The 24214-nt window shown below is 66.4% G+C and carries 20 protein-coding genes and 2 pseudogenes; 4 read left to right on the forward strand and 18 right to left on the reverse strand.

Annotated features, from left to right (window positions below; translation table 11 throughout):
- Nucleotides 1–14: 14 nt before the first annotated feature.
- A complete protein-coding gene (locus B842_RS04225) occupies nt 15–1472 on the forward strand; it encodes a glyceraldehyde-3-phosphate dehydrogenase (protein ID WP_040085365.1) in 1458 nt (485 codons plus the stop codon).
- An 851-nt stretch (nt 1473–2323) separates the two neighbouring features.
- Here B842_RS04225 and B842_RS04230 read toward each other — a convergent pair.
- From B842_RS04230 to B842_RS04250, 5 genes are all read right to left on the reverse strand, one after another.
- Nucleotides 2324–3637: an ISL3 family transposase gene (locus tag B842_RS04230; RefSeq protein WP_040085366.1), complete on the reverse strand. Its 1314-nt coding sequence runs from the start codon at nt 3635–3637 to the stop codon at nt 2324–2326.
- Nucleotides 3638–3779: 142 nt separating this feature from the next.
- Nucleotides 3780–4502, reverse strand: a complete 723-nt coding sequence (locus B842_RS04235) for a maleylpyruvate isomerase family mycothiol-dependent enzyme (RefSeq protein ID WP_040085368.1) — start codon at nt 4500–4502, stop codon at nt 3780–3782.
- The gene (locus B842_RS04240; RefSeq protein ID WP_040085369.1) at nt 4502–5329 is read right to left on the reverse strand and encodes a fumarylacetoacetate hydrolase family protein; all 828 of its coding nucleotides are present in this window, start codon (nt 5327–5329) and stop codon (nt 4502–4504) included. Before B842_RS04240 ends, B842_RS04235 begins: the two co-directional genes overlap by 1 nt.
- 5 nt (nt 5330–5334) lie before the next feature.
- Nucleotides 5335–6456 (reverse strand): cupin domain-containing protein, encoded by a 1122-nt coding sequence (locus B842_RS04245; protein ID WP_040085371.1) that lies wholly within the window; start codon nt 6454–6456, stop codon nt 5335–5337.
- A 107-nt stretch (nt 6457–6563) separates the two neighbouring features.
- Nucleotides 6564–7346, reverse strand: a complete 783-nt coding sequence (locus B842_RS04250) for an IclR family transcriptional regulator (RefSeq protein ID WP_040085372.1) — start codon at nt 7344–7346, stop codon at nt 6564–6566.
- Nucleotides 7347–7442: 96 nt separating this feature from the next.
- On the opposite strand from B842_RS04250, the gene B842_RS04255 reads away from it, so the two are divergent.
- Nucleotides 7443–8822 (forward strand): FAD-dependent monooxygenase, encoded by a 1380-nt coding sequence (locus B842_RS04255; protein ID WP_040085373.1) that lies wholly within the window; start codon nt 7443–7445, stop codon nt 8820–8822.
- Nucleotides 8823–8873: 51 nt separating this feature from the next.
- Here B842_RS04255 and pth read toward each other — a convergent pair whose 3' ends face one another.
- From pth to B842_RS04270, 3 genes are all read right to left on the reverse strand, one after another.
- Nucleotides 8874–9419, reverse strand: coding sequence for an aminoacyl-tRNA hydrolase (pth, locus tag B842_RS04260; RefSeq protein WP_040085375.1), 546 nt, complete (start codon nt 9417–9419; stop codon nt 8874–8876).
- A gap of 79 nt (nt 9420–9498) precedes the next feature.
- The gene (locus tag B842_RS04265) at nt 9499–10131 is read right to left on the reverse strand and encodes a 50S ribosomal protein L25/general stress protein Ctc (protein ID WP_040085376.1); all 633 of its coding nucleotides are present in this window, start codon (nt 10129–10131) and stop codon (nt 9499–9501) included.
- Between the two features lie 163 nt (nt 10132–10294).
- Nucleotides 10295–10921, reverse strand: a complete 627-nt coding sequence (locus tag B842_RS04270; protein ID WP_040085378.1) for a DNA alkylation repair protein — start codon at nt 10919–10921, stop codon at nt 10295–10297.
- 18 nt (nt 10922–10939) lie between these two features.
- Between B842_RS04270 and B842_RS04275 the strand changes: the two genes are divergently transcribed.
- On the forward strand, nt 10940–12052 hold the full coding sequence (locus B842_RS04275) for an MFS transporter (protein ID WP_040085379.1): 1113 nt from the start codon (nt 10940–10942) through the stop codon (nt 12050–12052).
- Here the strand turns inward: B842_RS04275 and B842_RS04280 are convergent.
- From B842_RS04280 to B842_RS04300, 5 genes are all read right to left on the reverse strand, one after another.
- Nucleotides 12033–12644 carry a Fic/DOC family protein gene (locus B842_RS04280; protein WP_040085380.1) on the reverse strand — a complete coding sequence of 204 codons (612 nt, stop codon included), beginning with the start codon at nt 12642–12644 and terminating at the stop codon, nt 12033–12035. The genes B842_RS04275 and B842_RS04280 overlap by 20 nt on opposite strands.
- The gene (locus B842_RS04285; RefSeq protein WP_040085382.1) at nt 12631–12825 is read right to left on the reverse strand and encodes an antitoxin VbhA family protein; all 195 of its coding nucleotides are present in this window, start codon (nt 12823–12825) and stop codon (nt 12631–12633) included. Before B842_RS04285 ends, B842_RS04280 begins: the two co-directional genes overlap by 14 nt.
- Nucleotides 12826–12949: 124 nt before the next feature.
- Nucleotides 12950–13927: a ribose-phosphate diphosphokinase gene (locus B842_RS04290; RefSeq protein ID WP_040085383.1), complete on the reverse strand. Its 978-nt coding sequence runs from the start codon at nt 13925–13927 to the stop codon at nt 12950–12952.
- A 10-nt stretch (nt 13928–13937) separates the two neighbouring features.
- The gene (gene glmU, locus B842_RS04295) at nt 13938–15416 is read right to left on the reverse strand and encodes a bifunctional UDP-N-acetylglucosamine diphosphorylase/glucosamine-1-phosphate N-acetyltransferase GlmU (RefSeq protein WP_040085384.1); all 1479 of its coding nucleotides are present in this window, start codon (nt 15414–15416) and stop codon (nt 13938–13940) included.
- A 141-nt stretch (nt 15417–15557) separates the two neighbouring features.
- Nucleotides 15558–16787: an MFS transporter gene (locus tag B842_RS04300; RefSeq protein WP_040085386.1), complete on the reverse strand. Its 1230-nt coding sequence runs from the start codon at nt 16785–16787 to the stop codon at nt 15558–15560.
- 94 nt (nt 16788–16881) lie between these two features.
- Between B842_RS04300 and B842_RS04305 the strand changes: the two genes are divergently transcribed.
- Complete coding sequence (locus B842_RS04305) at nt 16882–17895, forward strand: isopenicillin N synthase family dioxygenase (RefSeq protein ID WP_040085387.1); 1014 nt, start codon at nt 16882–16884, stop codon at nt 17893–17895.
- Nucleotides 17896–17904: 9 nt separating this feature from the next.
- On the opposite strand, the gene B842_RS04310 is transcribed toward B842_RS04305, so the two are convergent.
- The 5 genes and pseudogenes from B842_RS04310 to B842_RS04330 all read right to left on the reverse strand — a co-directional run.
- Nucleotides 17905–21093: a Z1 domain-containing protein gene (locus B842_RS04310; RefSeq protein WP_040085388.1), complete on the reverse strand. Its 3189-nt coding sequence runs from the start codon at nt 21091–21093 to the stop codon at nt 17905–17907.
- A gap of 90 nt (nt 21094–21183) precedes the next feature.
- Complete coding sequence (locus B842_RS13635; RefSeq protein ID WP_156119434.1) at nt 21184–21498, reverse strand: hypothetical protein; 315 nt, start codon at nt 21496–21498, stop codon at nt 21184–21186.
- A gap of 79 nt (nt 21499–21577) precedes the next feature.
- A pseudogene (locus tag B842_RS04315) lies at nt 21578–22309 on the reverse strand (ISL3 family transposase); the annotation flags it as partial.
- 50 nt (nt 22310–22359) lie between these two features.
- A protein-coding gene (locus tag B842_RS04320) for an IS3 family transposase (protein ID WP_373277311.1) occupies nt 22360–23567 on the reverse strand; the annotation gives its coding sequence in 2 pieces (ribosomal slippage) (nt 22360–23267 and nt 23267–23567; 1209 coding nt in all).
- Nucleotides 23568–23637: 70 nt separating this feature from the next.
- Nucleotides 23638–24210, reverse strand: a pseudogene (locus tag B842_RS04330) (transposase family protein); the annotation flags it as partial.
- Nucleotides 24211–24214 lie beyond the last annotated feature (4 nt).

Consider the following 24214-nt stretch of genomic DNA (forward strand, 5'->3'; position numbering starts at 1 on the left):
GGAGGTAAAAAGCAGTGACCGCCCACGCGCAGCCTGAGCACAACAACTGGAACGAGAAGATCGCCCTCGCTCAGGAGATGCTGCCGCTGATCGGCCAGCTCCACCGCAACAACGATGTCGTCGTCTCCATCTTCGGACGACTGCTTGTCGGCGCGACGGACATCGACATCATCAAGGCGCACCGTTACGCGCGCCGCGTCGCCGACCGTGAGATGAAGCTCGATCAGACCCTCCCGGTCCTGCGCGAGCTCGTCGACATGGACCTCGGCACCGCCTCCATCGACCTGGGCCGCCTGGCCACCGGCTTCGAGAAGTCCGGCGGCACCGACCTGCGTGCCTACCTGGACGAGCAGCTCGCCGACATCGTCGGCAAGCGCTCCGAGACCGAGCCGCGCGACGTCGTCCTCTACGGCTTCGGCCGCATCGGCCGCCTCCTGGCCCGCATCCTCATCTCCCGTGAGGCCACCTACGGCGGCGTCCGCCTCCGCGCGGTGGTGGTACGCAAGAACTCCGAGGACGACATCGTCAAGCGTGCCTCCCTCCTGCGCCGTGACTCCGTGCACGGCGCCTTCGACGGCACGATCACCGTCGACAAGGAGAACAACGTCATCTGGGCCAACGGCACCAAGATCCAGATCATCTACTCCAACTCCCCGGCCGAGGTCGACTACACCGCCTACGGCATCAATGACGCCATCGTGGTGGACAACACCGGCATCTGGCGCGACCGCGAGGGACTGTCCCAGCACCTGCAGTCCAAGGGCGTCTCCCGCGTCGTCCTCACCGCCCCGGGCAAGGGCGACCTGCCGAACATCGTCTACGGCATCAACGACGACATGATCACCGACGACGAGCAGATCATCACCGCCGCCTCCTGCACCACCAACGGCATCACCCCGGTCCTGAAGGTCATCAACGACCGCTACGGCGTCGAGCACGGTCACGTCGAGACCGTCCACTCCTTCACCAACGACCAGAACCTCATCGACAACTTCCACAAGGGCACCCGCCGTGGCCGTGCCGCCTCCCTCAACATGGTCCTCACCGAGACCGGCGCCGCCAAGGCCGTCTCCAAGGCCCTGCCGGAGTTCGAGGGCAAGCTCACCGGCAACGCCATCCGCGTCCCCACCCCGAACGTCTCCATGGCGGTGCTCAACCTCACCCTGGAGAAGGAGGTCGACCGCGAGGAGGTCAACAACTTCCTGCGCAAGGTCTCCCTGCACTCCGACCTGCGCCAGCAGATCTCCTACATCAACTCCCCGGAGGTCGTGTCCACCGACTTCGTCGGCAGCACCCACGCCGGCATCGTCGACGGCCTGGCCACCATCGCCTCCGGCAAGCACCTCGTGCTCTACGTCTGGTACGACAACGAGTTCGGCTACTCCAACCAGGTCATCCGCATCGTCGAGGAGGTCGCCGGCGCCCGCCCGGAGATCTACCCGCGTCGCCTGGAGGCCTCTGAGCTGAAGTAGCTTTTCCAGGATCAGCTTCAAGCTGCCGCAGCGACAGGCCCGGTTCTCCACGTGGAGAACCGGGCCTGTCGCATTCAGGAGGGGCGGCAGCGGCACAGGCAGATGAAGAATCGTCGTCGGTGTGTCCGCTCACTGCGCCTGGTGTTAGGCCCGTGCTCTACACCCGCCCGCTGCCGGTTACGGCAATCATGGCCAGGAGCAGGTGCTGACCGGTCTGACAGGCGCCTACGCTCACCCAGTCAACTGCTGACTGGGACATTGACTTGAGGATGCGTGCTTCCCGGCGTATGTGGTCCCTTGTCGAATGAGGGTCCAGTGGATGTGGTCCGGCGGAGCCCACCGTGAAGGTCACCTGGACATGTGAGGGGGAACCATCCGGCGCTGTCAGCCGGGCATGACAGGGGGCGTCGGGGTGCGGTTCATCGGAGATGACGGCGCGCATATCAATCTCGCCCACTGGAGTAGCGGTACGGGACTCCCACACCACCGTGCTGTCGTCGACGGGGGGAAAGGCAGAAGGAGATGCTGCGACTGTGAGAGAGAATCCACCGCAATGGAGGATGAGCGCGTTAGACTCCACAGGCTGACCTGACTTCCCGCCTTATGCCCGAGGCAGATCTACCTCCAGCATGGATTGTCGCGCTCACCCGGAAATCTCGGGAGCCAACTCCCCGGATACGGTGTGCTGTTCGCCAGTGGTTCCGCATGAGAACATCAGGAAAAAAACTGTACGCATGTTCGCTGAGCGTAGGGCGTGACCGGCTTCCTGCAACTTGAGAGATAAGGAAACGCCCCGTCTGCCTCCCCGGGTCGGGGGACAGACGGGGCGTCGATAAGCGGCTCTTCACGATTTAGAGTGCGTTGATCTTCCCCTGCAGCTGCCCGGAGTGGATCAGGCACCTCAATATGTAGTGGTTGAGATTCCTGAACCCCAGGGCAATTCCCCGCAGGTGCTCGAGCCTGCCGTTGATGGCCTCGACCGGACCGTTGGACGCCCCGATATCGAAGTACGCCAGGACATCTTCCCGCCGACGCCACAGGGTTCTCCCGAGTTGAGCCAGCTCCTCCAGACCTTTCGGCAAGCCTTTGCGCAGGGTGTTGATGATCCGGTCCATCAACTTCTTGCCCTCCGACTTCTTCGGATGCCCGTACGCCGCAATCATGTCCTGATAGAACAGCCACGTCACCTCGAGTGCCACGTAGTCATCATCAGTGGCCCACAGCATGTCCAGACGCTGTTTCTGCCGCTGCGTCAGGTAGTTCGTCCTGGTCAGTAGCGTGCGGCGGTACTTGTACAGCGGGTCATCTTTCCGTCCACGACGCCCGGTGGTCTCCCGTTGGAGTCGCTGCCGGCATCCGGTGAGCTTGTCAGCTGCCAGATGGACTACGTGAAAGGGATCCATGACCTTGGTCGCGTCCGGCAGGACCTGGTCCACAGCGCTGGCGTAACCGGTGAAACCATCCATCGTCACTACCTGCACCTGCTCCCGGAAACCGGGGTCGCGTTCCTGCAGCCACGTACGCAGCACTTCCGCGCTACGTCCGGGTCGCAGGTCCAGCAGGCGGGCCGGACCACGCCCATCGACCAGCGGGGTGAGATCCACGAGGATCGTCACCAGATTGGACGGCTGACCTGGCTTTCGGGTGTGCTTCCAGACGTGCTCATCGACCCCGAGGATCCGGACGCCGTCCAGGTAGTGCGGGTCGTCATAGACGAGCTGGCGGCAGGCATCCAGTGCGACCTGGTTGACCAGCGCCCAACCCACACCAAGTGCCTTGGCGGTGGCGGACACACTCATCCGGTCAATCGCCAGGCGCTGCAAGATCCAGCGGGTCACCCGGTGGGTGAGCTTGGCACCGTCATCAGCACAGCTGAGTGTGGCCTGGAAGATCTTCCTCGGGCAGGAGATAGCTGTGCACAGGAAGCGGGGGACGCGGACATGCAGACGGGTGGGGAACCCCACCACCGGCAGGTCGACGAGGCGGCGGAGGATGTGATCCCGCAACTTCCCGGCATGCCCGCAGTCCGGGCAGAGGCCGGTGACGACCACCGGTGTGGCGTCGATGATGGTGATGGCACCGGCGTCAGCGGCACCGGTGATCGTCAAGCCGATCTCGGCGGTGCGGCAGATGGTGTCGGCGACGAGATTGCCAGTAGGCTGCACAGTAGGGTCCTGGTTCGGTTAGATGAAAGCGTCGTAACTCTCATCTTGTACCGGCCAGGGCCCCTATATGTTGTGCCACCCCGAGCCCCACCTCGTGGTCAGCTACGCACTCTGAATCGTGAAGAGCCCGATAAGCGCCTGACTACAGCCAGCGCGGGGGAGCGGGGACCTCGCCCTGCGGGGAGGTCACGCCGCGGTCGCCGCGGCCGGAAGCCCAGCGGGCCAGGCCGGCCCAGCTGCCGTGGATCTCCACGGTGTCCTCACCGGGGGAGACCTCGATGCGCTCGTTGCCCTCGGGCACGAGCACCAGGCCCGCACCGTCACCGGCACCGCGCCACTTGGCGGCGATCTCCGGGACCAGCGTCTCCAGGATCACCTCCGGGATGTCGCTGAAACCGGCGTTGACGTCGAGGTCGACGGAATGGATCCACACCTCGCGGGCGCGCATCCACAGCGTCTCCGAGGCGGGGACGGTGCGTCCCTGCGCGGTCCTCACCTCGGCCTGCCAGGCCTCGTCGGTGGCGTCGCGCCAGGCGACGTCCAGGCGGACCAGGGTGTGGTCGTGCAGGTTGCGGATGGCGTCGGGGATGAGGGTGGCGCCGAAGTCGATCTCCTCGCCACGTGCCTGCGGGGAGGGGTACATGGGCTTCTCCACGCCCGTCTCCGCCCATTCCATCAGGTTGCACAGGGCGTTGGCGTTGTAGGCCACGTGCGCGGCCAGGTGCGCCACGGTCCAGCCCGGCAGGAGGGTGTCACGGCCGAAATCGGCGTTGTCGATGAGCGCCAGCTGGCCCGAGTAGTGGGCGGTGCCACGGCGGGTCAGGTTGAGGCGCTCCTCGATGGACAGATCGTGGAAGGAGCCCATTACTCGAACACCGTCTTGTTGGCGATGTGCCCGAGGCCGTCGATCTCGATCTTCACGACGTCGCCGTCGCCGATGTAGCGCTTCGGGTCACGGGCGTGCCCGACGCCACCCGGCGTACCGGTGACGATGACGTCACCCGGGTCGAGCGGGTAGATGTGCGAGATGAACTCGATGAGCTGGGCCGGGCTGAACACCAGGTCGTCGGTCGGGGTGCTCTGCATCTTCTCGTCGCCGAGGTAGGTGGCCAGCTCACCGCCCAGCTCGAAGGAGTCGGCGGTGGTCATCCACGGGCCGAAGCCGGCGCTCTTCTCCAGGGACTTGCCCTGGTGCCACTGGAGGGTGCGGTACTGGTAGTCGCGCATGGTGTAGTCGTTCATGACGGCGTAGCCGGCGATGTGCTCGGCCGCGTCGGCCTCCTTGACGCGGCGGGCCCGCTTACCGATGATGACGGCCAGCTCACCCTCCCAGTCGAGCGCGGCGGTGGCGTACCCGGGGACGAGGACGTCGTCGAAGGGGCCGGTCAGGGCGTCGGGGAACTTGATGAACAGGGTCGGCACCTCCGGGAGCTCGCGGCCCATCTCCCTGATGTGGTTCGCGTAGTTCAGGCCGACGCACACGATCTTCCGCGGGGCCGGGACGACGGCCTCGAGGTCGGCGGGCTCGAAGGAGACGGCGTCGCCGGAGGCCTGCGTGGCGATCTCACGCCAGTTGTCCTCCTGCAGCAGGTCACCGACGCCGGCGTAACCGTCGATGCGGACGGCGGTGGTGTCGGACTCGACGCGGGCGGCGAAGGTGCCCTGGGTGGAGCGGATGGTGGCGAGACGCATGATGATCAGATTCCTTCCGGAGTGTAGGTACGGGCCAGGTCCAGCTTCTCAAAGATGGGGTGGTCGGAGAAGCAGAACAGATCCACGCCCTCGGGGCCGGCCTCGAGGGACCAGGGCCGCCAGGACGGGACATTGACGACGTCGCCGTGGTTCAGACCGAAGACCTCGTCACCGATCCTGATGGTGGCGGAGCCCTCGAAGACCTGGAAGACACGGTTGCCGACCTCGTGGACCGGGGTGGTCACGGCCCCGGGACGCAGGCGGTGGAATTCGGCGCGGATGGTCGACATGACGTCGCCACCGGTCGTCGGGTTGGTGTAGCGGATCGCGGCGTGCCCCGGGCCGACGACGCCGGGGAAACCGGCGTCCTCGAGGGCGAGCTGATCCCGGAGCGCGGCGTCGGTGTGCTCCCAGGCGTAACGGCCGAGGGGCGACGCGGAGGCCTGGCCCGGGAACGCGACCGGCCGCAGGCCCGGGTGGGCCCACAGGCGCTCGGAGCGGGAGTGGTCCGGGGTGGACTCGTCGGTGAGCCGCTCGGAGCCGTACTCGAAGAATCCGCTGTCCATCTGGTGGGCGAAGGGGATGTCCAGGCCGTCCAGCCAGGCCATCGGCTCGGTGGCGATGTTGTGGTGGCCGTGGAAGTTCCAGCCCGGGGTGAGCAGGAGGTCACCGCGGCGCATCGGGACGGCGTCACCGTTGACGACCGTCCACACCCCCTCGCCCTCGAGGACGAAGCGGAAGGCGTTCTGGGAGTGGCGGTGCGCCGGGGCGTTCTCTCCCGGGGCCAGGTACTGGATCGCGGCCCACAGGGTGGGGGCGATGTACGTCGGGCCGCCGAGACCCGGGTTGGCCAGGCCGATGGCGCGTCGCTCGCCGCCGCGACCGACGGGGACGAGGTCGCTGGCGCGCCGGGCCAGGGTGATCAGCTCGGACCAGTCCCAGCGGTGGGCGACTGCCTGCGGCTCCGGCGCGTTCGGCATGAGGCCGCCGATCTGGTTCCACAGGGGCTTCATGTGGAGTTCGTCCATCCGGGCGTACATGGAGTCGAGTTCGGCCTGCTCCTCCGGGGTCGGCTCGGGGGCGGTGAACTCGACGTGCCGGGCGGCGTAGTCGGTGCTCTCAGTCATGAGCGAACCTCCTGAGTTGGTGGGTGGTGGCCTCCAACCTAGGGGTCCGGAAACAGCGGTTCAAAGGTTTTCCGTTATACGGAATTGTGTTCCGCGGGTGGAGAACGTCACCCCTTGAACGTCAGCGGGGCGATGCGGAGCTCCTCCAGGCGGCGGTTGAGGTCGCGGGAGTGCTTCAGCAGCACCTCCGCGCACCGCCGGTGCGTGCCCCGGAAGCGGCTCGTCGGCGTGGCCACCGTGACGGCCCCCAGGACGTCGCCGAGGTCATTGCGCAGGCACACCCCCACGGCCGAGACGTCGTGCTCGTAGAGGCCGTTGTTGATGGAGAACCCGCGGCTGCGCGTGCGGTGGAGCTGGCGGCGCAGGGACTCGAACTCGGCGTCGGGGAGCGAGGGGTACAGGGCCCGCAGCTCGGCGGCCGAGCGCTCGGCGAGCATGACCAGGCCACCGGAGTTCTGCTCGGCGGGCATGGCCTGACCTCGGCGGATGCCGACACGCACCGGGTGGGTGCCCTCCACCGTGTGCAGGAAGTGCACCTTGTTGCCCACCAGCACCATGAGGTGGACCGTCTCCGCGGTCTCCGCCGCGATGGCCTGCATGTGGGGCAGGCAGGCGGCGGTGGGCTCACTGCCGACGCCCGGCTCCAGGCTGGACGACGACAGCGCCGGGCCGGGGAGGTAGGTGCGGGACTCGCTGCGCGTGGCGAAGCCGCGGTACACGAGCATCGCCATGGAGCGGTGGACCGTGGAGGGGCTCACGCCGAGCGTGGCGGCGGCCGTCGAGATGGTCAGGGTGCCCTGGTCCCGTAGCAGCAGGATGAGGGTGAGGGCGAGGTCCACGGACTGCAGGAACTCGCGTGGGGGTGACCCGTGAGTGGGGCTGAGGCTCATAAAAATCACATCTTCCGCTATCTGGAATGTCATTGATTGTAACCCGGATCACCCAGATGATGGCCTCAAGGTCCCACACCAGAAAGGACAGCCCCCATGACCCAGCACATCCTGCAGGCCTCCGCGGAACTCCGGGGCCAGCGGTTCATCATCGCCGGCGGCGGCATCGGCGGCGCCGCCGGCGCCCTCGCCCTGTCGCTGCGCGGCGCCGACGTCACCCTCTACGAGCGTGCCCCCGAGTTCAAGGAGGTCGGCGCGGGCCTGCAGATCGGCCCGCACGGCGTGAGGATGCTCGAGAAGTGGGGCCTGAAGGACAAGGTCTTCGCGGCCGGCTACCTCCCGGAGCGCATGCAGTTCCGTGACGCCATCACCACCGAACCGATCCTCACCATGGATTTCGACGAGGACTTCCAGCGGCACTACGGCGGCCGCTACCTGGTGATCCACCGCTCCGACCTGCTGTCCATCCTCGTGGAGGCCGCGCAGGAGGCCGGCGCCACCCTGCACAACGGCGTGCAGGTGCTCGGTGCCGACACCCACGCCGACGGCGTGACCGTCCATATCGAGCACCGCGCCGAGGGCACCCGGGAGGACGTCGAGGCCGACATCCTCGTCGCCTTCGACGGCATCCACTCCGTGTTCCGCGGTGAGATCGTCCGGGACGAACCCGTCCCCTCCGCCTACGTCGCCTACCGCGGCACCTCCGAGCTGCCGACCGACCCGGACATGAGCGGCCTCAAGGACGTCATCGGCTACATCGGCCCGCGCTGCCACTTCATCCAGTACCCGCTGCGCCACGGGGAACTGCTCAACCAGGTCGCTGTCTTCCAGTCACCGCGCTATCTCAAGGCGCTGACCGAGGGCACCGAGGTCCCCGACGACTGGGGCAACAACGAGGAGTTCCGCACCGCCTTCGACCACACCCACGAGTTCATCCAGGGCCGCCTCGGCAGCATGTGGCTGGACACCTGGTGGCAGATGTCCGACCGCGAGCCGCTGGACAACTGGGTCGTCTCCGACCGCATCATCGTCATGGGCGACGCCGCGCACCCGCCGCTGCAGTACCTGGCCTCCGGTGCCGTCATGGCCATGGAGGACGCCGAGTGCCTCGCGCTCTACGCCTCCCAGGCGGCCGCGAAGGGTGAGCTCGACTGGCCTTCCGTGTTGGCGGAGGTCTCCGGTGAGCGCGCCCCGCGGTGTGCCCGCATCCAGATCACAGGTCGTTTCTGGGGGGAGCTGTGGCACGTCGACGGCGTCTCCCGCCTGATCCGCAACGAGACCTTCCGCCAGGCCGGCCGCACGTCCTGGTACCGCTACGTCGACTGGCTGTGGGGCTACGACGCCGGGCGTCGCGAGTATCTCCGTGACCCCTCGAAGGGGGAGCTGCCGGAGGAGCTGCAGGAGTGGGAGTACCAGATCCACAAGATCATCGCCCGGCGCGAGGGGGAGGCGGCCCCGGAGGAGCTCACCATCTAGACACCCGGGCAGCGTCCGGAACCTTCCGGGACCAGGTTCCACCCTGGGAGGTCAGAGGGCGCGTTCGAGTTCGTCGGCGGCGTCGGAGAGCAGGAAGGGCAGCTCCCCGGCCTCCTGGCGGGTGAAGGGCTTGAGCACGAAGGCGGCGGGGTCCATACGCCCGGGCGGACGGCCGATGCCGAGCGCCAGGCGCTGGTACTCCTTCGTTCCCAGCGACTTGGTCACGGACTTCAGGCCGTTGTGGCCGTGGTCGCCGCCGCCGGTGCGGAGGCGGTGCTCGCCGAAGTCCAGCTCGAGTTCGTCGTGGGCGACGATGATGTCGCCGGGGGCGATCCTGAAGAAGGTCGCCAGTGCCTTCACCGGTCCACCGGAGACGTTCATGTAGCCGCGGGTCCGGGCCAGCACGAGGCGACGGCCGCGATGACGGACCTCGGCGACCTCGGTGTTCGTGCGCTTGTGCACGGCGAAGCTGGCGGGGACGGGGGTGATGCGGGAGGCGAGCTCGTCGAGAAGCATGACGCCGATGTTGTGGCGGGTGTCGGCGTACTTCGCGCCCGGGTTACCCAGGCCGACGATGAGAAGTGGAGAATCAGTCACCCGATCAGTCTGGCACAGAAAAGGGGAGACGCCCCTGACCGGCCGGTCAGGGGCGTCACACGTGGCGGAAGGGGAGTGACTACTCCTCGCCCTCGGCAGCCTCGTCCTTGCCGGCCTCGCCGACAGCGTCTTCGGTGGCCTCCTCGCCCTCCTCCGGAACGTCGGCGACCTCCTCGAAGGTGATGTTGAAGACGAGCAGCTCGGCGTCGTCGACCAGGGTGACGTCCTCCGGCAGGGTGATGTCACCGGCGTTGATGACGTTGCCGGCCTCGATGCCCTCGACGGACACGACGATCTCCTCCGGGATCTCGAGGACGTCGGCCTCGACCAGGATGGTGTCGACCTCCTGGATGAGCATGGCGCCGGAGTAGACCTCGCCCTCGGCGATGACCGGGACCTCGACCTCGACGCGTTCGCCGCGCTTGATGCCGAGCATGTCGAGGTGGTCGATGTCCAGGGTCAGCACGTTCTGGTCGATGTGCTTGATCATGGTGAGGTGCTTCTCGCCGTCGATGTCGAGCTCGACGACGGCGTTGACGCCCTGGTTACGCACGACGGCGGTGAACTCGACGCGGTCCACGGAGAAGTGGACGTTCTCGGCACCGGCGGAGTAGATGACGCCCGGGACACGGCCGGCGACACGCAGACGACGGGCGAAGCCCTTGCCGAACTCGTCACGGGGGGCAGCGGTCAGGGTGGGGTACTTTGCCATGTGGCTAGCTCCTTGTTGTGTTCCGGCCGCCAGGCAAAAAGCCTGCGACCGACTCTGGATCTGAGGTGGAATGTCCTCGTCGAGTCATCGCAGGCTGAAATGAACCTTATGATCGCGTCGATAACGCCCCATGTGGGGCCTCGCCGAGACGTCGGGAATTTTATCACGCGCCGGTAGGGGGCTCCAAATATCTCGAGGCCTCCCGCCGCGTCAACGCCGCCACCCTGTGCGTGTCCAGGAACGCGCGCACCCACGCCGGATCCGTCCTCGAGTACTCGCGCAACGCCCAGCCGAGCGCCTTGTCGATGAAGAACTCACCCGACCCCAGGTTCGCGGCGAGGATCTCCGCGAGCAGTGCCGTGTCGGTGGCCTCCCGGCGCTTCAGCTGGTGCAGGATCGCCGCCCGCCGGACCCACAGGTTGTCGTCGCGCGCCCAGGCCCGCATCTGCTCCGGGGTGCACGACCGGCCGACGGGCGCGGCCAGGGCGTCGACGGTGTCCCACCACGACCTCGTGGTCACCAGGGTCCGCAGCCAGTCCGCAGGTGCGGACTCCGCCGTCCGCAGGTGGTCGCACGCGACGTACTGGAACTCGCGCTCGGGGAGGGCCCAGAGGGCGTCGACAAGCTCCCGGTCGAGGGTGCGGGGGAGCAGTCCCCGCGTTGCTTTGCGACGTTCCACTGCCCCCACCCCCAGAAACGCGAACTGATCCCGCATGTAGGCGGCCATGCCGACGGCCCGCCCGGGATCAGCCAGGGGACGCAGCGCCGATTCGATGGGTGCAGTGGTCACGGCCTAAGTTTAGGTGTCATGAGAAGACTGCAGATGGCGGCGATCCTGGTGGGCGGGTTCGTCGGACCCTTCACCGGGCAGGCGCTGGCTGTGGTGCTCACCGAGTTCGCCGCGACCTTCGGCATCAGCGTCGGCCAGGCGGCGTGGACCATCTCCGCGTACCTCTTCCCGCTGGCGACGATGATGCTCGTCTCCGGACGGCTGGTACGCCGCTTCCCGCCGCACCGCGTCGTGCTCACCGCCTACGCCGTGACGCTGCCGATGGCGCTCATGCTGCTGATCACCCCCTCGTGGGGACTGTTCCTCGCCTGCTACTCGACGATCGGTTTCGCCAACGCCTTCACCCTCCCCGTCCTGCAGAACATCCTCCGCGAACTCACCCCACCCGGCGAGCTGGGCAGGGCGCTGGGCACCTACGCCGCCATGCAGTCCCTCGGCATGCTCTCCGCCCCGCTCGTCGCCGGTGTGTCCAGCCTGGTGAGCTGGCGGCTCACCTTCCTGGTCACCGCCGCCTCCGCCGCCTTCATCCTCCTCGTCCGCCTGCCGAAGGTGCCGGCGCCGGTGGCCTCCCCGCAGCGGGTCCGGGGACGGGTCGAATGGGGGCCCACCCTCATCCACATGGCCACCGGATTCATCGTCGGCGCCGGCATCATCGGCCTGGCGGCCGTGACGGCCCTCCACGTCGGCGACGCCTTCGGACTCGGACCCGCCGGCCGCGGCGTGGTGGTCATGTGCGGTGGCACCGCCGCCTTCCTCGCCTCCCGTCAGATCGGGGCCATGGCGGACCGCCACGGCGCGCGGGCGGTCCTCATCGGCAGCGGGCTGCTCGCCGCGCTGGCGCTCCTCCTCCTGCCGCTGGCCCCGTGGGTGTGGGCGGCCGCGCTCATGTGGGCGGCGGCCGTCATGGCGGGGCAGGGGATGCAGGCGACGGTCAACCTGGCGGTCATCAGCGCGCCGGGCGGGCCCTCCCTGATCTCCACGGTGCAGGCCTTCCGCTTCTTCGGCTCCGCGGCGGCGCCGGCGACCTTCCTGCCGATCTACCTGGGCGTCGGCCCGGTGGCGTTCTGGGTGGCGGCGGCCGCGCTGGTCCTGGCCGCCGGGGCGCAGCGGCTCATTCCGCAGAAGGTGTGACCGGACCGACGACGACCTCCCCGAACATCGCCCGCAGCGGACCCAGGTCCTGCTTCTCGGCGGCGATGCGGCAGGCCTCGTCGTTGACGGGTCCCTCCACCGAGCGCCAGTCGAGCTCCCACCCCGCCTCGCGGGCGACCCGGGACCAGAAATAACGCTGGGCGCGGCCGTTGCCCTCCCGGAACGGGTGGATGTAGTTGAGCTGGTCGTAGTGGTGGGCCAGCCTCCCGATGAAACGGTGACGGGGCAGCCCCCGCAGGTACTTCTCGGCGCGCAGCTCCTCGAAGGCGTGGTGGGCGGCACGCTCGATCATCGGTACCGGGAGGAAGGGGTCGGCCGACTTCCGCAGGTCGACGGTACGCAGCTCACCGGCCCAGTCGTAGACGTCCTGGAACAGGTGGCGGTGGATGGCGCGCAGTTCGGCGAGGTCGGTGGTGTGGGGCGGGGGATCGTCGAGAAGCTCCAGCATCCGCGCGAAGCTGAGGTCCCCCTCCGCGGCGGTGAGTGCCTCCGGCGTGCGGGCACCGACCTTGTTGCGGAAGACGCCGGTCAGCGGGTCGAGGTACGGGTCCGGCCCGTCAGTGGAGGCCATATCGGGCTCGTGTGCGGGCGAGGAGTTCGGTGACGCCCAGTGCGCCGGAGATGTAGGCCTCGGCGTCGGCACGCATCGCGGGGGTCACCTCGACGCCCTCCATGCGGCCGTTGTGACGCGCGACGGACACCCGCCGGGCACGTTCAGTGGTGGTCGTGGTCCGGGTCATAGTGGATCCCATGCACCAATCCTTCCTGGCATTTGGTCCAGTTTACCCGAGGGATGGGGCGTCGAGAAGCAGAAAGATACCGTCAGGGCCCGCATCCGGGAGTGGAGGCGGGCCCTGACGGCATGAAAAGGTTGGCCTAGGCCTCGCCCTCGAAGAGGGTGGTGACGGAGCCGTTCTCGAAGATCTCGTGGATCGTCTTGGCCAGCAGCGGGGCGATGGACAGGACGGTGAGGTTCTTCCAGCCCTCGGTGGACTGCGGCAGGGTGTCGGTCGTGATGACCTCCTCCGCGCCACAGTCGGACAGACGCTCGCGGGCCGGGTCGGAGAAGACGCCGTGGGTGCAGGCGATGACGACCGACTTCGCGCCGGCCTCCTTCAGAACGCGGACGGCGCCGGCGATGGTGCCGCCGGTGTCGATCATGTCGTCGAGGAGGATGCAGTCCTTGCCCTCGACGTCACCGACGACGCGGTTGGACACGACCTCGTTGGCCACGTCGACGCTGCGGGTCTTGTGGACGAACGCCATCGGCGCACCACCCAGGGTGTTGGCCCACTTCTCGGCGACCTTCACGCGGCCGGCGTCCGGGGACACCACGCACAGGTTGTCCAGGGAGTACTTGGAGATGATGTAGTCCGTGAGGATCGGCATGGCGTGCATGTGGTCGACCGGACCGTCGAAGAAGCCCTGGATCTGATCCGTGTGCAGGTCGACGGACACGATACGGTCCGCGCCGGCGGCGGCCAGCAGGTCGGCGACCAGGCGGGCGGAGATCGGCTCACGGCCGCGGTGCTTCTTGTCCTGGCGTGCGTACGGGTAGAAGGGCAGGATCGCGGTGATGCGCTTCGCGGAGCCGCGCTTGAGCGCGTCGATCATGATCAGCTGCTCCATGAGCCACTTGTTCAGCGGCTGCGTGTGCGACTGGATGACGAAGCAGTCCGCGCCACGCACGGACTCCTCGAAGCGGATGAAGATCTCGCCGTTGGCGAAGTCCCGTGCCGTGGTGGGGGTGAGCTCGTAGTCGAGCTCCTTCGCCACCGCCTCGCCGAGCTCCGGGTGTGCACGCCCGGAGAACAGCATCATGTTCTTTTGGCTTTCAGTCCAGTGCGGAGTCATGATGTGCCGCTTAACCTTCCTGGTTGGTTGCGTTGTCGTTCTCAGATTCCCCGGCTGCCCGCGCTGCGGCCGCCGCCTCCGCGGCCGGGCTGCCCGGTCGCTTCCGTTCGACCCAGCCCTCGATGGTGCGCTGCGGTCCGCCGGACACGGCGAGGGCTCCCGGGGGAACGTCCTCGCGGATTACTGTACCCGCCCCGGAATACGCACCGTCACCCACGGTCACCGGAGCGATGAACATGGTGTCGGAACCGGTGCGGACGTGCGAACCGATCGTGGTGTGGTGCTTGGTCACGCCGTCGTAGTTGACGAAGACGGAGGAGGCGCCGATGTTGGACTCCTCGCCGACGGTGGCGTCGCCGATGTAGGTCAGGTGCGGCACCTTGGAGCCGCGGCCGATGGTCGCGTTCTTGGCCTCGACGAAGCCGCCGAGCTTGCCGTTCTCACCGAGGACGGTGTTCGGACGGATGTAGGTGTACGGGCCGACGCTGGCGTTCTCCCCGATGACGGAACGCTCACCGTGGGTGCGGATCACCGAGGCGCCGCGGCCCACGGTCATGTCGGTGAGGGTGGTGTCCGGGCCGATGACGGCGTTGTCGCCGATGGAGGTCGCGCCCCACAACTGGGTGCCCGGGTGGATGACCACGTCCTGCCCGACGGTGACGTTCACGCCGATGAAGGTCGAGGCCGGGTCGATGACGGTCGCGCCGCCGCGCATGGCGGCCTCCACGGTGCGGCGGTTGAGCTCACGGCCGGCCTCGGCGAGCTGGACGCGGTCGTTGACGCCGGCCAGCTCACGCGGGTCGGCGGCGACGTGGGCACGCACGGTGTGCCCGGCCTCGCGGGCGATGCCGAGGACGTCGGTGATGTAGAGCTCGCCCTGCGCGTTGTCGGTGTCGAGCTTGGTCAGCGCGTCGCGGAGGAGGGCACCGTCGAAGGCGAAGACGCCGGAGTTGACCTCGTCGATCTCCAGGACCTCCGGGGTGGCGTCCTTCTGCTCGACGATGGCGGTGACCTCGCCGGCGTCGTCACGGACGATGCGGCCGTAACCGGTGGGGTCGTCGAGACGCATGGACAGGACCGTGACGGCGGTGGGGGAGGCGGTGTGGGCCTCCAGGAGGGCGCGCAGCGTCTCCGGGGTGAGCAGCGGGACGTCACCGTTGGTGACCAGCACCGTGCCGTCGAAGTCCGGGATCGGGGTCAGCCCGCACTGCACGGCGTGGCCCGTGCCGTTCTGCTCCTCCTGGACGGCCTGCAGCACCTCGCGGCCCAGCTCCGCGGCCACGGCCTCGGTGGCCGGGGCGACCTGGTCACGCTGGTGGCCGATGACCGCGACGATGTGCTCGGGGTCGACCCCGGCGGCGGCGTGCAGCGCGTGGGAGAGCAGGGTGCGCCCGCCGATCTCGTGCAGGGTCTTCTGCTTCGCTGACTTCATGCGGGTTCCTGCGCCGGCGGCGAGTACCACCACGGCGCAACGGTTCTTCTGGGGCATGACTTCGATCTCCTTGGGGCGGTCGCAGGGCTCAGTCCGGTTCAGCATATCGGCAAGACAGGGCGGTGGGGCGCACAACAGGCGGGGAGGGATCACCCGCTCTCCCGACACCGCCGCTTCCCGACGCCCCCGTCCCCGGCCTCAGCGGCGCGTCGAGACGTCCGGCAGGCGGCGGGCCGCCACCACGCCGACGAGGCCGATCGCCGCGAGGAAGAGCAGCGCGGCGCCCGAACCCAGCTGGGCGACGGCACCGGAGAGCGCACCGACGAACAGCAGGATCACCCCCATGAGGGTGTTGGCGGCGCCGACGTAGCGGGTGCGTTCGTCCCCCTCGGCCATGTCGACGATGTACGTCTTCCGCGCCACGCGGATCGCGGTGTGCGCGAGGTTGACCAGGAAGAAACCGAGGGGGAAGAGCCAGGCGTTGACCGCGCCGGGCAGCCAGGCGGCCGCCGCGACCAGTCCGCCGATGACCACGGAGGCGGCCAGCGCCGCCCAGCTCATGACGTTGCGGGAGGAGATGTCCGACCAGATGCCGGAGATCCGCCCACCGAGCACCGCCGCCAGACCGGAGGCGATGAGGAAGGCACCCAGGCCCGTCAGCCCCTGGCCCACCTCCTGGCTGAGCGTGACGATGAACGCCGTCGACAACGCCGAGACCAGCAGCAGGGAACGCACGACGACGAAGCGGCGGAACTCCCGGTCCCCGGTGAACAGCCCCCAGGTGTCGGCCCACCAGCCGCGCTGCAGCCCCTGCGGCTCCCCCTCCGGGACGGGCTCGTCGATGGTGTGGAAGACGAGCGCCGCCACCGCCCACGCCGCCGCCGAGGCGAAGATGAGCCCGGCGAGCACCCAGGTGGGCACCGGGGTGCCCAGCCACTCCAGGAACAGGCCCACCACCAGCGAGGCGGCCCCGCCCACCGCGGCCGACCGCCCGGTGATCACCCCGCGCCGCCCCTTGCTGATGGTCCGCCCCTGCACGTCCTTCGACGCGATGGAGCACAGGGAACGGAAGACGGCGAGGACCGCCAGCAGGAGGGTGACGGTGAGGGCGAGGGGGAGGGCGTCGAGAAGCAGGGCCGCCAGGCCGATGAGCGCGGCGGCCACGGCCTGCCCCAGGGAGCCGATGACCCAGATCCGTCTGCGCGAACGCTGCGAGGTCACCCACGGGGTGAACGCGGCCTGGGGGAGCATCGAGCCGGCCTCCCGGATCGGGACGAGCAGCGCGATGAAGAAACCCGGCGCGCCCGCGGCCTGCAGCAGCCAGGGGAGGACCGTCTTCGCGGCGACGATCTGGTCGCCGACGCCCTGGAGGCCGTTCGACCAGATGAAACGGCGGGCGGCGTGTTCTTCGCGGGAGGGGAGGCTCACCGGACCGACTCTAATCCTGAATATTATTCCGGGCGGTCGGCGGGCATGTTCTACTCTTTCCAGACAAAGCAGTCTAGTTCCCCGAGGATCCCCCATGAGCACCTCCCTGCCCGTCATCTCCCTCGCCAGGCTCACCGGCACCGGCCCCGAACGCGCCACCGAGATCACCCGCCTCCGCCAGGTCACCCACGAGATCGGCTTCTTCTACCTCGCCGACCACGGTGTCCCCGAGGAACTGCAGGCCGAGATGTTCACCGTGGCCAAGGAGTTCTTCGCCCTGCCGCAGGAGGCGAAGGAGGAGATCGCCTTCACCGACAACCCGCACTACCGCGGCTACTCCCGCCTCGGTGAGGAGTTCACCCAGGGCAAGCTCGACTGGCGCGAGCAGATCGACTACGGCGCCGACCGGCCGGCCTGGAACGAGGGCCTCGACACCCACCCGTGGCGCGTCCTCGAGGGGCCCAACCCGTGGCCGAGCGCACTGCCGAGGATGAAGCCTCTCATCACCGACTGGCAGGACCGGCTCTCCGCCGTCGGCCTCGACCTGCTGCGCGCCTGGGCTGAGTCACTCGGCCAGGCCCCCGACTACTTCGACGACATCTTCGACCACCCGCACCCCATGATGAAGCTCGCCCACTACCCGGCGCCGGCCAACGGGGAGGCCGGGCAGGGCGTCGGCGCGCACCACGACGCCGGCGTGCTCACCCTCCTCCTCCCCGAGGAGGGCTCCGGGGGCCTGCAGGTGCAGCGCAACGGCGAGTGGATCGACGTGGAGGCGCTGCCGAACCTGTTCATTGTCAACATCGGGGAGCTGCTGGAGGCCGCCACCGACGGCTACCTCGTCTCCACCCCGCACCGCGTCCTGCCCTCCCCGCCGGGCACCGCGCGCTTCTCCATCCCCTTCTTCCTCACCCCGAACCTCGACGCCCGCTTCCCGCGCATCGAGCTCCCGCCGGAGCTGGCCGCCGCGGCCCGCGGCCTGGGGCGCGACATGGCCGGACAGGAGATCTCCGACATCTCCGGGCTCAACACCCTGAAGTCCCGCCTGCGCGCCCACCCCGAGACGACCGCCCGCTACCACGCGGAACTCGCCGCCAGCCTGGCGTGACCTTGGGCGTTACTCCTCGGTGGTCTCCACGCTGATCGGCGTGGTGCCATCCGGGGCGGTGAATCGGACTGCCCATTCGATGGAGTCGGGCGCGGCACCGAGAGGAGCATGAGGGGAATTGAAAGCCAGCGCCAAGCCGATCTCGCCCTTGTCAAAGGCCGGAGGGACATAGGTGCCGGATGCGTTCATCGCGGCAATGACATCTGGCGCACGGTCGTCGAAGACGGTCACGAGGACGGCGCCTCGGGCCCGCGCGATGGGGGAGTCCAGGTCGAAAGGCTCCGGGGTGTCGTTGGGTGTGTAATGGAGCATCGAGGAAAACTCGTGAAGGTCCTCGTCGCGCGGTTCCGTGCAGGGACGCCCGGATGCGATGTTCTCAAGGATGTAGGTGTACTTACGGTCGGTACCCGTGATGTCGTGACGATTTTCTCGACGACTGCGCTTGACCAGCGGAACAGGGAAATCTATCCCCGGCAGCGTGACCGTGTTCTTGTAGGCGTCGGTTCCCCGGGCACGCTGAGGTGAAGGGAGGATGATAGCGACCTCGGCAAAGTCAGACTGCTCCGGGTTGTGGTGTCGTCCGGTACCGATGAGACCCTGAAGGTACTTGATGCGCGGGGCGACGATGTCGGCGCGGTAATTGCCTTCCTTGTCATCGCCGTACCACTGCATGGCCGCAAAGAGTTCCAGAAACTCCGGGGCCGGAATGGTCCCGATGTGGGCGGTCGTTGTTCCCGCAGAGGGCTTGACGCTGCCGGACCGCTGTCCTTCGAGTCGGAAGTAGGCCAGCTCGGTGGGCTCGTGATCCAGTCGACTCAACAAGGGCAGGCCCACGGTGGTCATATTCTCCGCGAGCGCTTCCTTGTTATTCCGTTCCGGGAGGCTGTTGAACTCCATGGGATGGGGTGCACACGGGGAACTGACCATGTATGCGTTGAACATCTTGTTCTTGGCCGTGGGGCTCAGGTCGGGGAGCGACTGGCGGACCATCGGCGCCAGCTTCATCGGCGTCAGGAGCGGCTTGTTGTCCGACCCGGTGTGGGCGTACGCCTTGACGTTGTCTCGGAACACCTCCTCGTCGTGCATGGCGGCCTCGAACATCTCCACCAGTGACGGAGGGGCGTAGAGGCGCACCAGGTCCTGGTACCCCTTGCGGAAGCCGAACCAACGACCGGTCTGCATGAGGGTGTCCGCGCTTCCCGCTTTACGACGAAAGTAGCTGACCGTCAGACCCTCGACGGTGTAACCGCGGGAGAGCTTGGCGCCACCCACGAGGACCTTCCACACCCGGCCAATCTCGAAGTTGGGGGAGTCGTTGCCCACGGTGTCCACCTGGAGGATCGGGGTGCGGGAGCCGATCACATCCGACATGATTTCTTCGTAGGCCTCGAGAATAAAGGGCATGAGCTCCTCGTAGGTCTCGGGAACCTTGTACCCCTCGTTGTACCGGGCGACCCGCATGACGGGGAGCAGATCCTTCTCAAAGAGCGAACGCATCTCCGGGATCGGGCGACCGAGGTTGTAGCCGCGCTTGCGCCACAGGTCATCGAGCTTGAATCGGGCGTCGGCATGGATATCATTGCCCACACCCTCGTGAACCAGCATGGTGTGGTGCTTGAACACCAGACCGGGACTGTGGTGCTCGCGGTACTTCTTGATGGCTCCCGTAAGCACGAACATGTCCAGGCACTCTGCGAGTTCCGTGGACCTCACCTCATCGAATTCTTCCGGACCGAACGGGTCAGCCTCCTCAAGGTCGCGGATGAACGCCTTTGACTGCGAATTCTCAACGGTCGCTTCCTCCGGGTTGTCGGCGAAGTCGGCGCGGTCATGGAACCAGGTGGCACCCCGGTACGCCGGCGGCTCGTTGAGCATGAGGACGTAGTCGCGAGGGTAGAGGTCCTCCGGGTCGGAAGGATCGACGAAGACATTGGCAAAAGGAGTCGCGGTGTAACCGACATACTGTGCGCGGGGGCAGTTCTGCAGGAGTTGGGTGATCTGGCCGTTGACGGCAGTTCTCTCCTTTTCCTCCTTGGCATCGACCTTCGTGTTGTTCTTGGTGTTGATCGATGCCTGATCGGACTCATCGTCGATGATCAGCACGGGCAGATCCTTGAAGCGGGAATCCCGGTTGCCCACCTGCTGCAGGTTGGAGTTCAACTTCTTTAACACACCAGAGTGCTTCTTCACCACCGCGACCATGCAGGGCATAGCGGCCAAGTTATCGGGATGGTAGGTCGGCTTGTCCGGCTGCGGAACGAAGAATTCAATCGGATTCACACCAGACTTTGATCCTTGATAGTCCTGCCTCGACGTGGTCAGTCGCCGGATACGGGGGAACCACATATCGCCCACGTTGGGTCCGTGAGAGATGAAGACGCCGCCCGGTTCATTCCCGGAGCGATCCCACTCCTCATCGTTGACAAAGTATGACTCCTGCCGCAGCTCCCGGGCATCCATGTGTTCCACGGTGCGCCCGTCCAGAACGGCTTCCTTGCCGAACAGCTCTTTATCCAGGCGGCGCTGCGTCTGCTCGCGCAGATTGTCGAGCGTGCCTGCCAGAATGATGATCAACCGGTAGCCCGCGTCGATGGCCTTGGCGGCGACCGCGGTGAAGTTCGCGGTCTTACCGCTCTGGACGTAGCCGACCACCAGACCGCGGGTGGAAGAGTAGTGCTCAGCGGTGGGATCCTCGATCCGGCGCATCACTTGGCGGGCCTGCTCGCTCACAGTGTCCACGGAGACGGCATCCCAGCCATTTCGGCTGAGCATCTTTGCGTAGTCATCCCAGTAAGAGGAGTGTGCCTTTTCTCGCTCGGGGGTGTACCAATCGCGGAAATCCTCTTCGACGATGACCATCGGCTCGGGGTTGGGAAGCCGCTTCTCAATGGCCTCCGCCAGATGAGAGATGCCCAGCCGATCGAGCACCCAGGCCATGCGTTCGGGTGTCTTTGGTGCCGATTCAGGCTGAGGAGTGACGTTCTTGGCGTCAGCATCCCAGGCGGCGACGATGAAGCTGATGAGGGGCTGGATCTCTTCATCGGAGGTGTCAATGATGAAGCTGTCGAGCTCTTCCGGGGAGACATCAAGATCGCCGTTGAACTCCAGGGTCGCGAGAATCCCATGCTTCAGGCGCAGATTGCTCGGGTCGTAGAGGTTGAGGATCTCTGCACGGATCTCCTGGATGCGAGTGGTCATGATTCTCCCTGGTGGTAGTGGCGAACAGGCGTTCATTGGGCAGTGTAGGGCGGCTGGACGACATTGGGTGGTTTCACCCGAATAGTCGTTCTATTTCTTACTTCTCTGTTCCTGCTGATGGGCCGCGGCGTTGAGAATGGAGATCCACAACTCGGTGGTGGCCTCCGCCCGGCCGGTTCGTCGACCGCTGCTTGCGATTTCGTTGAACAATAGGTAGAGCAGCGCTTTTAGCACTGGCGCATCGTTGAGGCCAGTAGCGCCGTTGTTGAACAGGGCGCGATACCGATCGTTGATCACTATGCGATTGTCCTCGCGGAGAACTGACACGAAGTCGTCATTGCGAGTCTTACCCCATAGAACATCGATTGGTTCAACCGGTTTGAGGACAGCCTCGTATTCGACCACTGCTCGGATGGTGGGGTCCAGCCCTCTTCCAGCTTCCGCCAATGGGTATGGCTTCGAAGATTTACGGGCTCTTCACGATTTAGAGTGCGTTGATCCGGTTGTGTATCTGGCCGGAGTGGATCAGTGACCGCAAGATGTAGTGGTTGAGATTCCTGAACCCCAGAGCAATCCCGCGTAGATGCTCAAGCCGTCCGTTGATCGCCTCGACCGGACCGTTGGACGCCCCGATATCGAAGTACGCCAGGACATCTTCCCGCCGACGCCACAGGGTTCTCCCGAGTTGAGCCAGCTCCTCCAGACCTTTCGGCAAGCCTTTGCGCAGGGTGTTGATGATCCGGTCCATCAACTTCTTGCCCTCCGACTTCTTCGGATGCCCGTACGCCTGGATCACGTCCTGATAGAACATCCACGTCACCTCCAGGGCCACGTAGTCGTCATCGGTGGCCCACAGCATGTCCAGTCGCTGTTTCTGCCGCTCGGTGAGGTAGTCCGTCCTGGTCAGTAGCGTGCGACGGTGCTTGTACAGCGGATCGTCCTTGCGGCCCCGGCGTCCGGTGGTCTCTCGTTGGAGCCGTTGCCGGCATCCGGTGAGCTTGTCAGCTGCCAGATGGACCACGTGAAAGGGATCCATGACCTTGGTGGCGCCCGGGAGGACCTGGTCGACAGCGCTGGCGTAGCCGGTGAACCCGTCCATGGTCACGACCTGCACCTGCTCCCGGAAGCCAGGGTCGCGTTCCTGCAGCCACGTGCGCAGCACGTCTGCGCTGCGGCCTGGGCGGATATCCAGTAGTCGGGCCGGCCCACGTCCGTCGACCAGCGGGGTGGGGCCCGACCCCCGGAAAGTAGACACAGGGGATGTGATCAGGAAGCAGATCTCAGCATAACAGGACACCGCTCCTCAAACACTGCTGGCGCGAGATATTTACACCAGGAATGTCGACGCGTGGTGTTGTAGCGGGTACACCAGCGGAAAACATCTCGCCGGCACTGCAACTGATTGGTAAACGTCTTCGCGTCCTGGAGGACCTCGCGCTTCAACGCGGCGTTAAATGACTCCGCCAAGGCATTGTCAGCACTGGCACCAATCGCGCCCATCGACTGCCGGATCCCTAACTCCCCGCACGTGTCCTGGAACGCATGCGAGGTATAGACACTTCCGTGATCCGAGTGAAAAACAGCATCCTTTAGACTTCCACGCTGTCCCTTCGCCATCACCAGCGCGTCCTGGACCAGGGAGGTGCGCATGTGATCGGCGATCGCGAAGCCGACCAGCCGACGGGAGAAACAGTCGATGACGGTGGCCAGGTACATATTCGACCCGTCCGCGATCGGCAGGTAGGTGATGTCGCCGACGTAGACCCGATTGGGATGCTCAGCGGTGAATTTCCTTCCCACGAGATCCGGAAAAACCGACTTCTTTCCCTCGGACACCGGGGTGGTGATCTTGCGTTTCTTCGAATACCCGAACAGCTTCAACGAGCGCATGATGCGGGCGACTTTCTTGTGGTTGACCGGGGTTGCGGTCGAATCGTCGTTGAGTTCCGCAGTGATGCGTTTCGCCCCGTAGCATCCGCGTTCCTTGGTGAACACGGCCTTGACCCTTGCGCCGAGGATCGCGTCGCTGAGCAGACGTTTCTTCCTGGTGGCGGAGGTGTTTTTCCATTTGTAGTACGAGGACCGATTGAGCTGGAGGACCTCGCATAACCGCTTAACCGAATGGTCGTTCCGGGCGTCGTCAACGAACTGGAAGCGGATCACCAGTTCGTCTCTTCCGCAAAATATTTCGCGGCCTTGCGCAGAATGTCGCGTTCCTCCCGGAGTCTGCGAACTTCTCGTTCCAGCTGGCGGATGCGTTCCGCTTCGGTCACCACGGTCGGTGTGTCAGAGCTGGAGGAAGAATCCGAGCTGCTGGTGCGGGCGCCGGTGCCGTATTTGCGGACCCAGATCTGGAGCGTGTTGCGGTTGACGCCGAGTTCTGTGGCGAGGGCGTTGATCGATACCCCGGGTGAGTTCTCGTAGAGGGCGACCGCGTCGCGGCGGAACTCCTCGGTGTAGGTCTTGATCGGCATGGTGGCAGGTTACCTTTCTTCCCCGGCAGAAAGCCGGGTTGTCGGGTGTCTACCAAACAGGGGTCAGGTCCGTGAGGTCGACCAGGATCGTCACCAGGTTGGACGGCTGGCCTGGCTTTCGGGTGTGCTTCCAGACATGTTCGTCCACACCGAGGATCCGGACTCCATCGAGGTGGGAAGCATCGTCGTAGACGAGCTGGCGGCAGGCATCCAGTGCGACCTGGTTGACCAGCTCCCACCCGACGCCCAGCGCTGTGGCGGTCGCAGCCACGCTCATCCGGTCAATCGCTAGTCGCTGGAGGACCCAGCGGGTGACGCGGTGGGTGAGCTTGGATCGGTCATCCGCGCAGGCCAGTGAAGCCTGGAAGATCTTGCGGGGACAGGACGCCATCGTGCACAGGAATCTGGGGACGCGCACATGCAGGCGGGTGGGGAACCCCACCACCGGCAGGTCGACCAGAGTCCGGACCACGTGATCACGTTTCGTCCCGGGGTGTCCGCACTCGGGACAGGTGGTGGCCACGGCCACCGGGGTGGCGTCGATGATGGTGATGTTGCCGGCGTCAGCGGCTCCGGTGATGGTCAGGCCGATTTCTGCCGTGCGGCAGATGGTGTCGGCGACGAGGTTGCCACTAGGCTGCACAGTA

Source organism: Corynebacterium humireducens NBRC 106098 = DSM 45392 (assembly GCF_000819445.1).
Classification (GTDB): Bacteria; Actinomycetota; Actinomycetes; order Mycobacteriales; family Mycobacteriaceae; genus Corynebacterium; species Corynebacterium humireducens.

Coding starts and splice junctions, on each gene's coding strand:
- B842_RS04235 (WP_040085368.1), bottom strand. CDS start 4,502: ATGGGCTCCTTCCACGATCTGTCCATCGAGGAGCGCCTCAACCTGACC.
- B842_RS04240 (WP_040085369.1), bottom strand. CDS start 5,329: ATGCGTCTCGCCACCATCCGCTCCACCCAGGGCACCTTCGCCGCCCGC.
- B842_RS04245 (WP_040085371.1), bottom strand. CDS start 6,456: ATGACTGAGAGCACCGACTACGCCGCCCGGCACGTCGAGTTCACCGCC.
- B842_RS04250 (WP_040085372.1), bottom strand. CDS start 7,346: ATGAGCCTCAGCCCCACTCACGGGTCACCCCCACGCGAGTTCCTGCAG.
- B842_RS04255 (WP_040085373.1), top strand. CDS start 7,443: ATGACCCAGCACATCCTGCAGGCCTCCGCGGAACTCCGGGGCCAGCGG.
- B842_RS04265 (WP_040085376.1), bottom strand. CDS start 10,131: ATGGCAAAGTACCCCACCCTGACCGCTGCCCCCCGTGACGAGTTCGGC.
- B842_RS04275 (WP_040085379.1), top strand. CDS start 10,940: ATGAGAAGACTGCAGATGGCGGCGATCCTGGTGGGCGGGTTCGTCGGA.
- B842_RS04280 (WP_040085380.1), bottom strand. CDS start 12,644: ATGGCCTCCACTGACGGGCCGGACCCGTACCTCGACCCGCTGACCGGC.
- B842_RS04285 (WP_040085382.1), bottom strand. CDS start 12,825: ATGGGATCCACTATGACCCGGACCACGACCACCACTGAACGTGCCCGG.
- B842_RS04290 (WP_040085383.1), bottom strand. CDS start 13,927: ATGACTCCGCACTGGACTGAAAGCCAAAAGAACATGATGCTGTTCTCC.
- glmU (WP_040085384.1), bottom strand. CDS start 15,416: ATGCCCCAGAAGAACCGTTGCGCCGTGGTGGTACTCGCCGCCGGCGCA.
- B842_RS04305 (WP_040085387.1), top strand. CDS start 16,882: ATGAGCACCTCCCTGCCCGTCATCTCCCTCGCCAGGCTCACCGGCACC.
- B842_RS04310 (WP_040085388.1), bottom strand. CDS start 21,093: ATGACCACTCGCATCCAGGAGATCCGTGCAGAGATCCTCAACCTCTAC.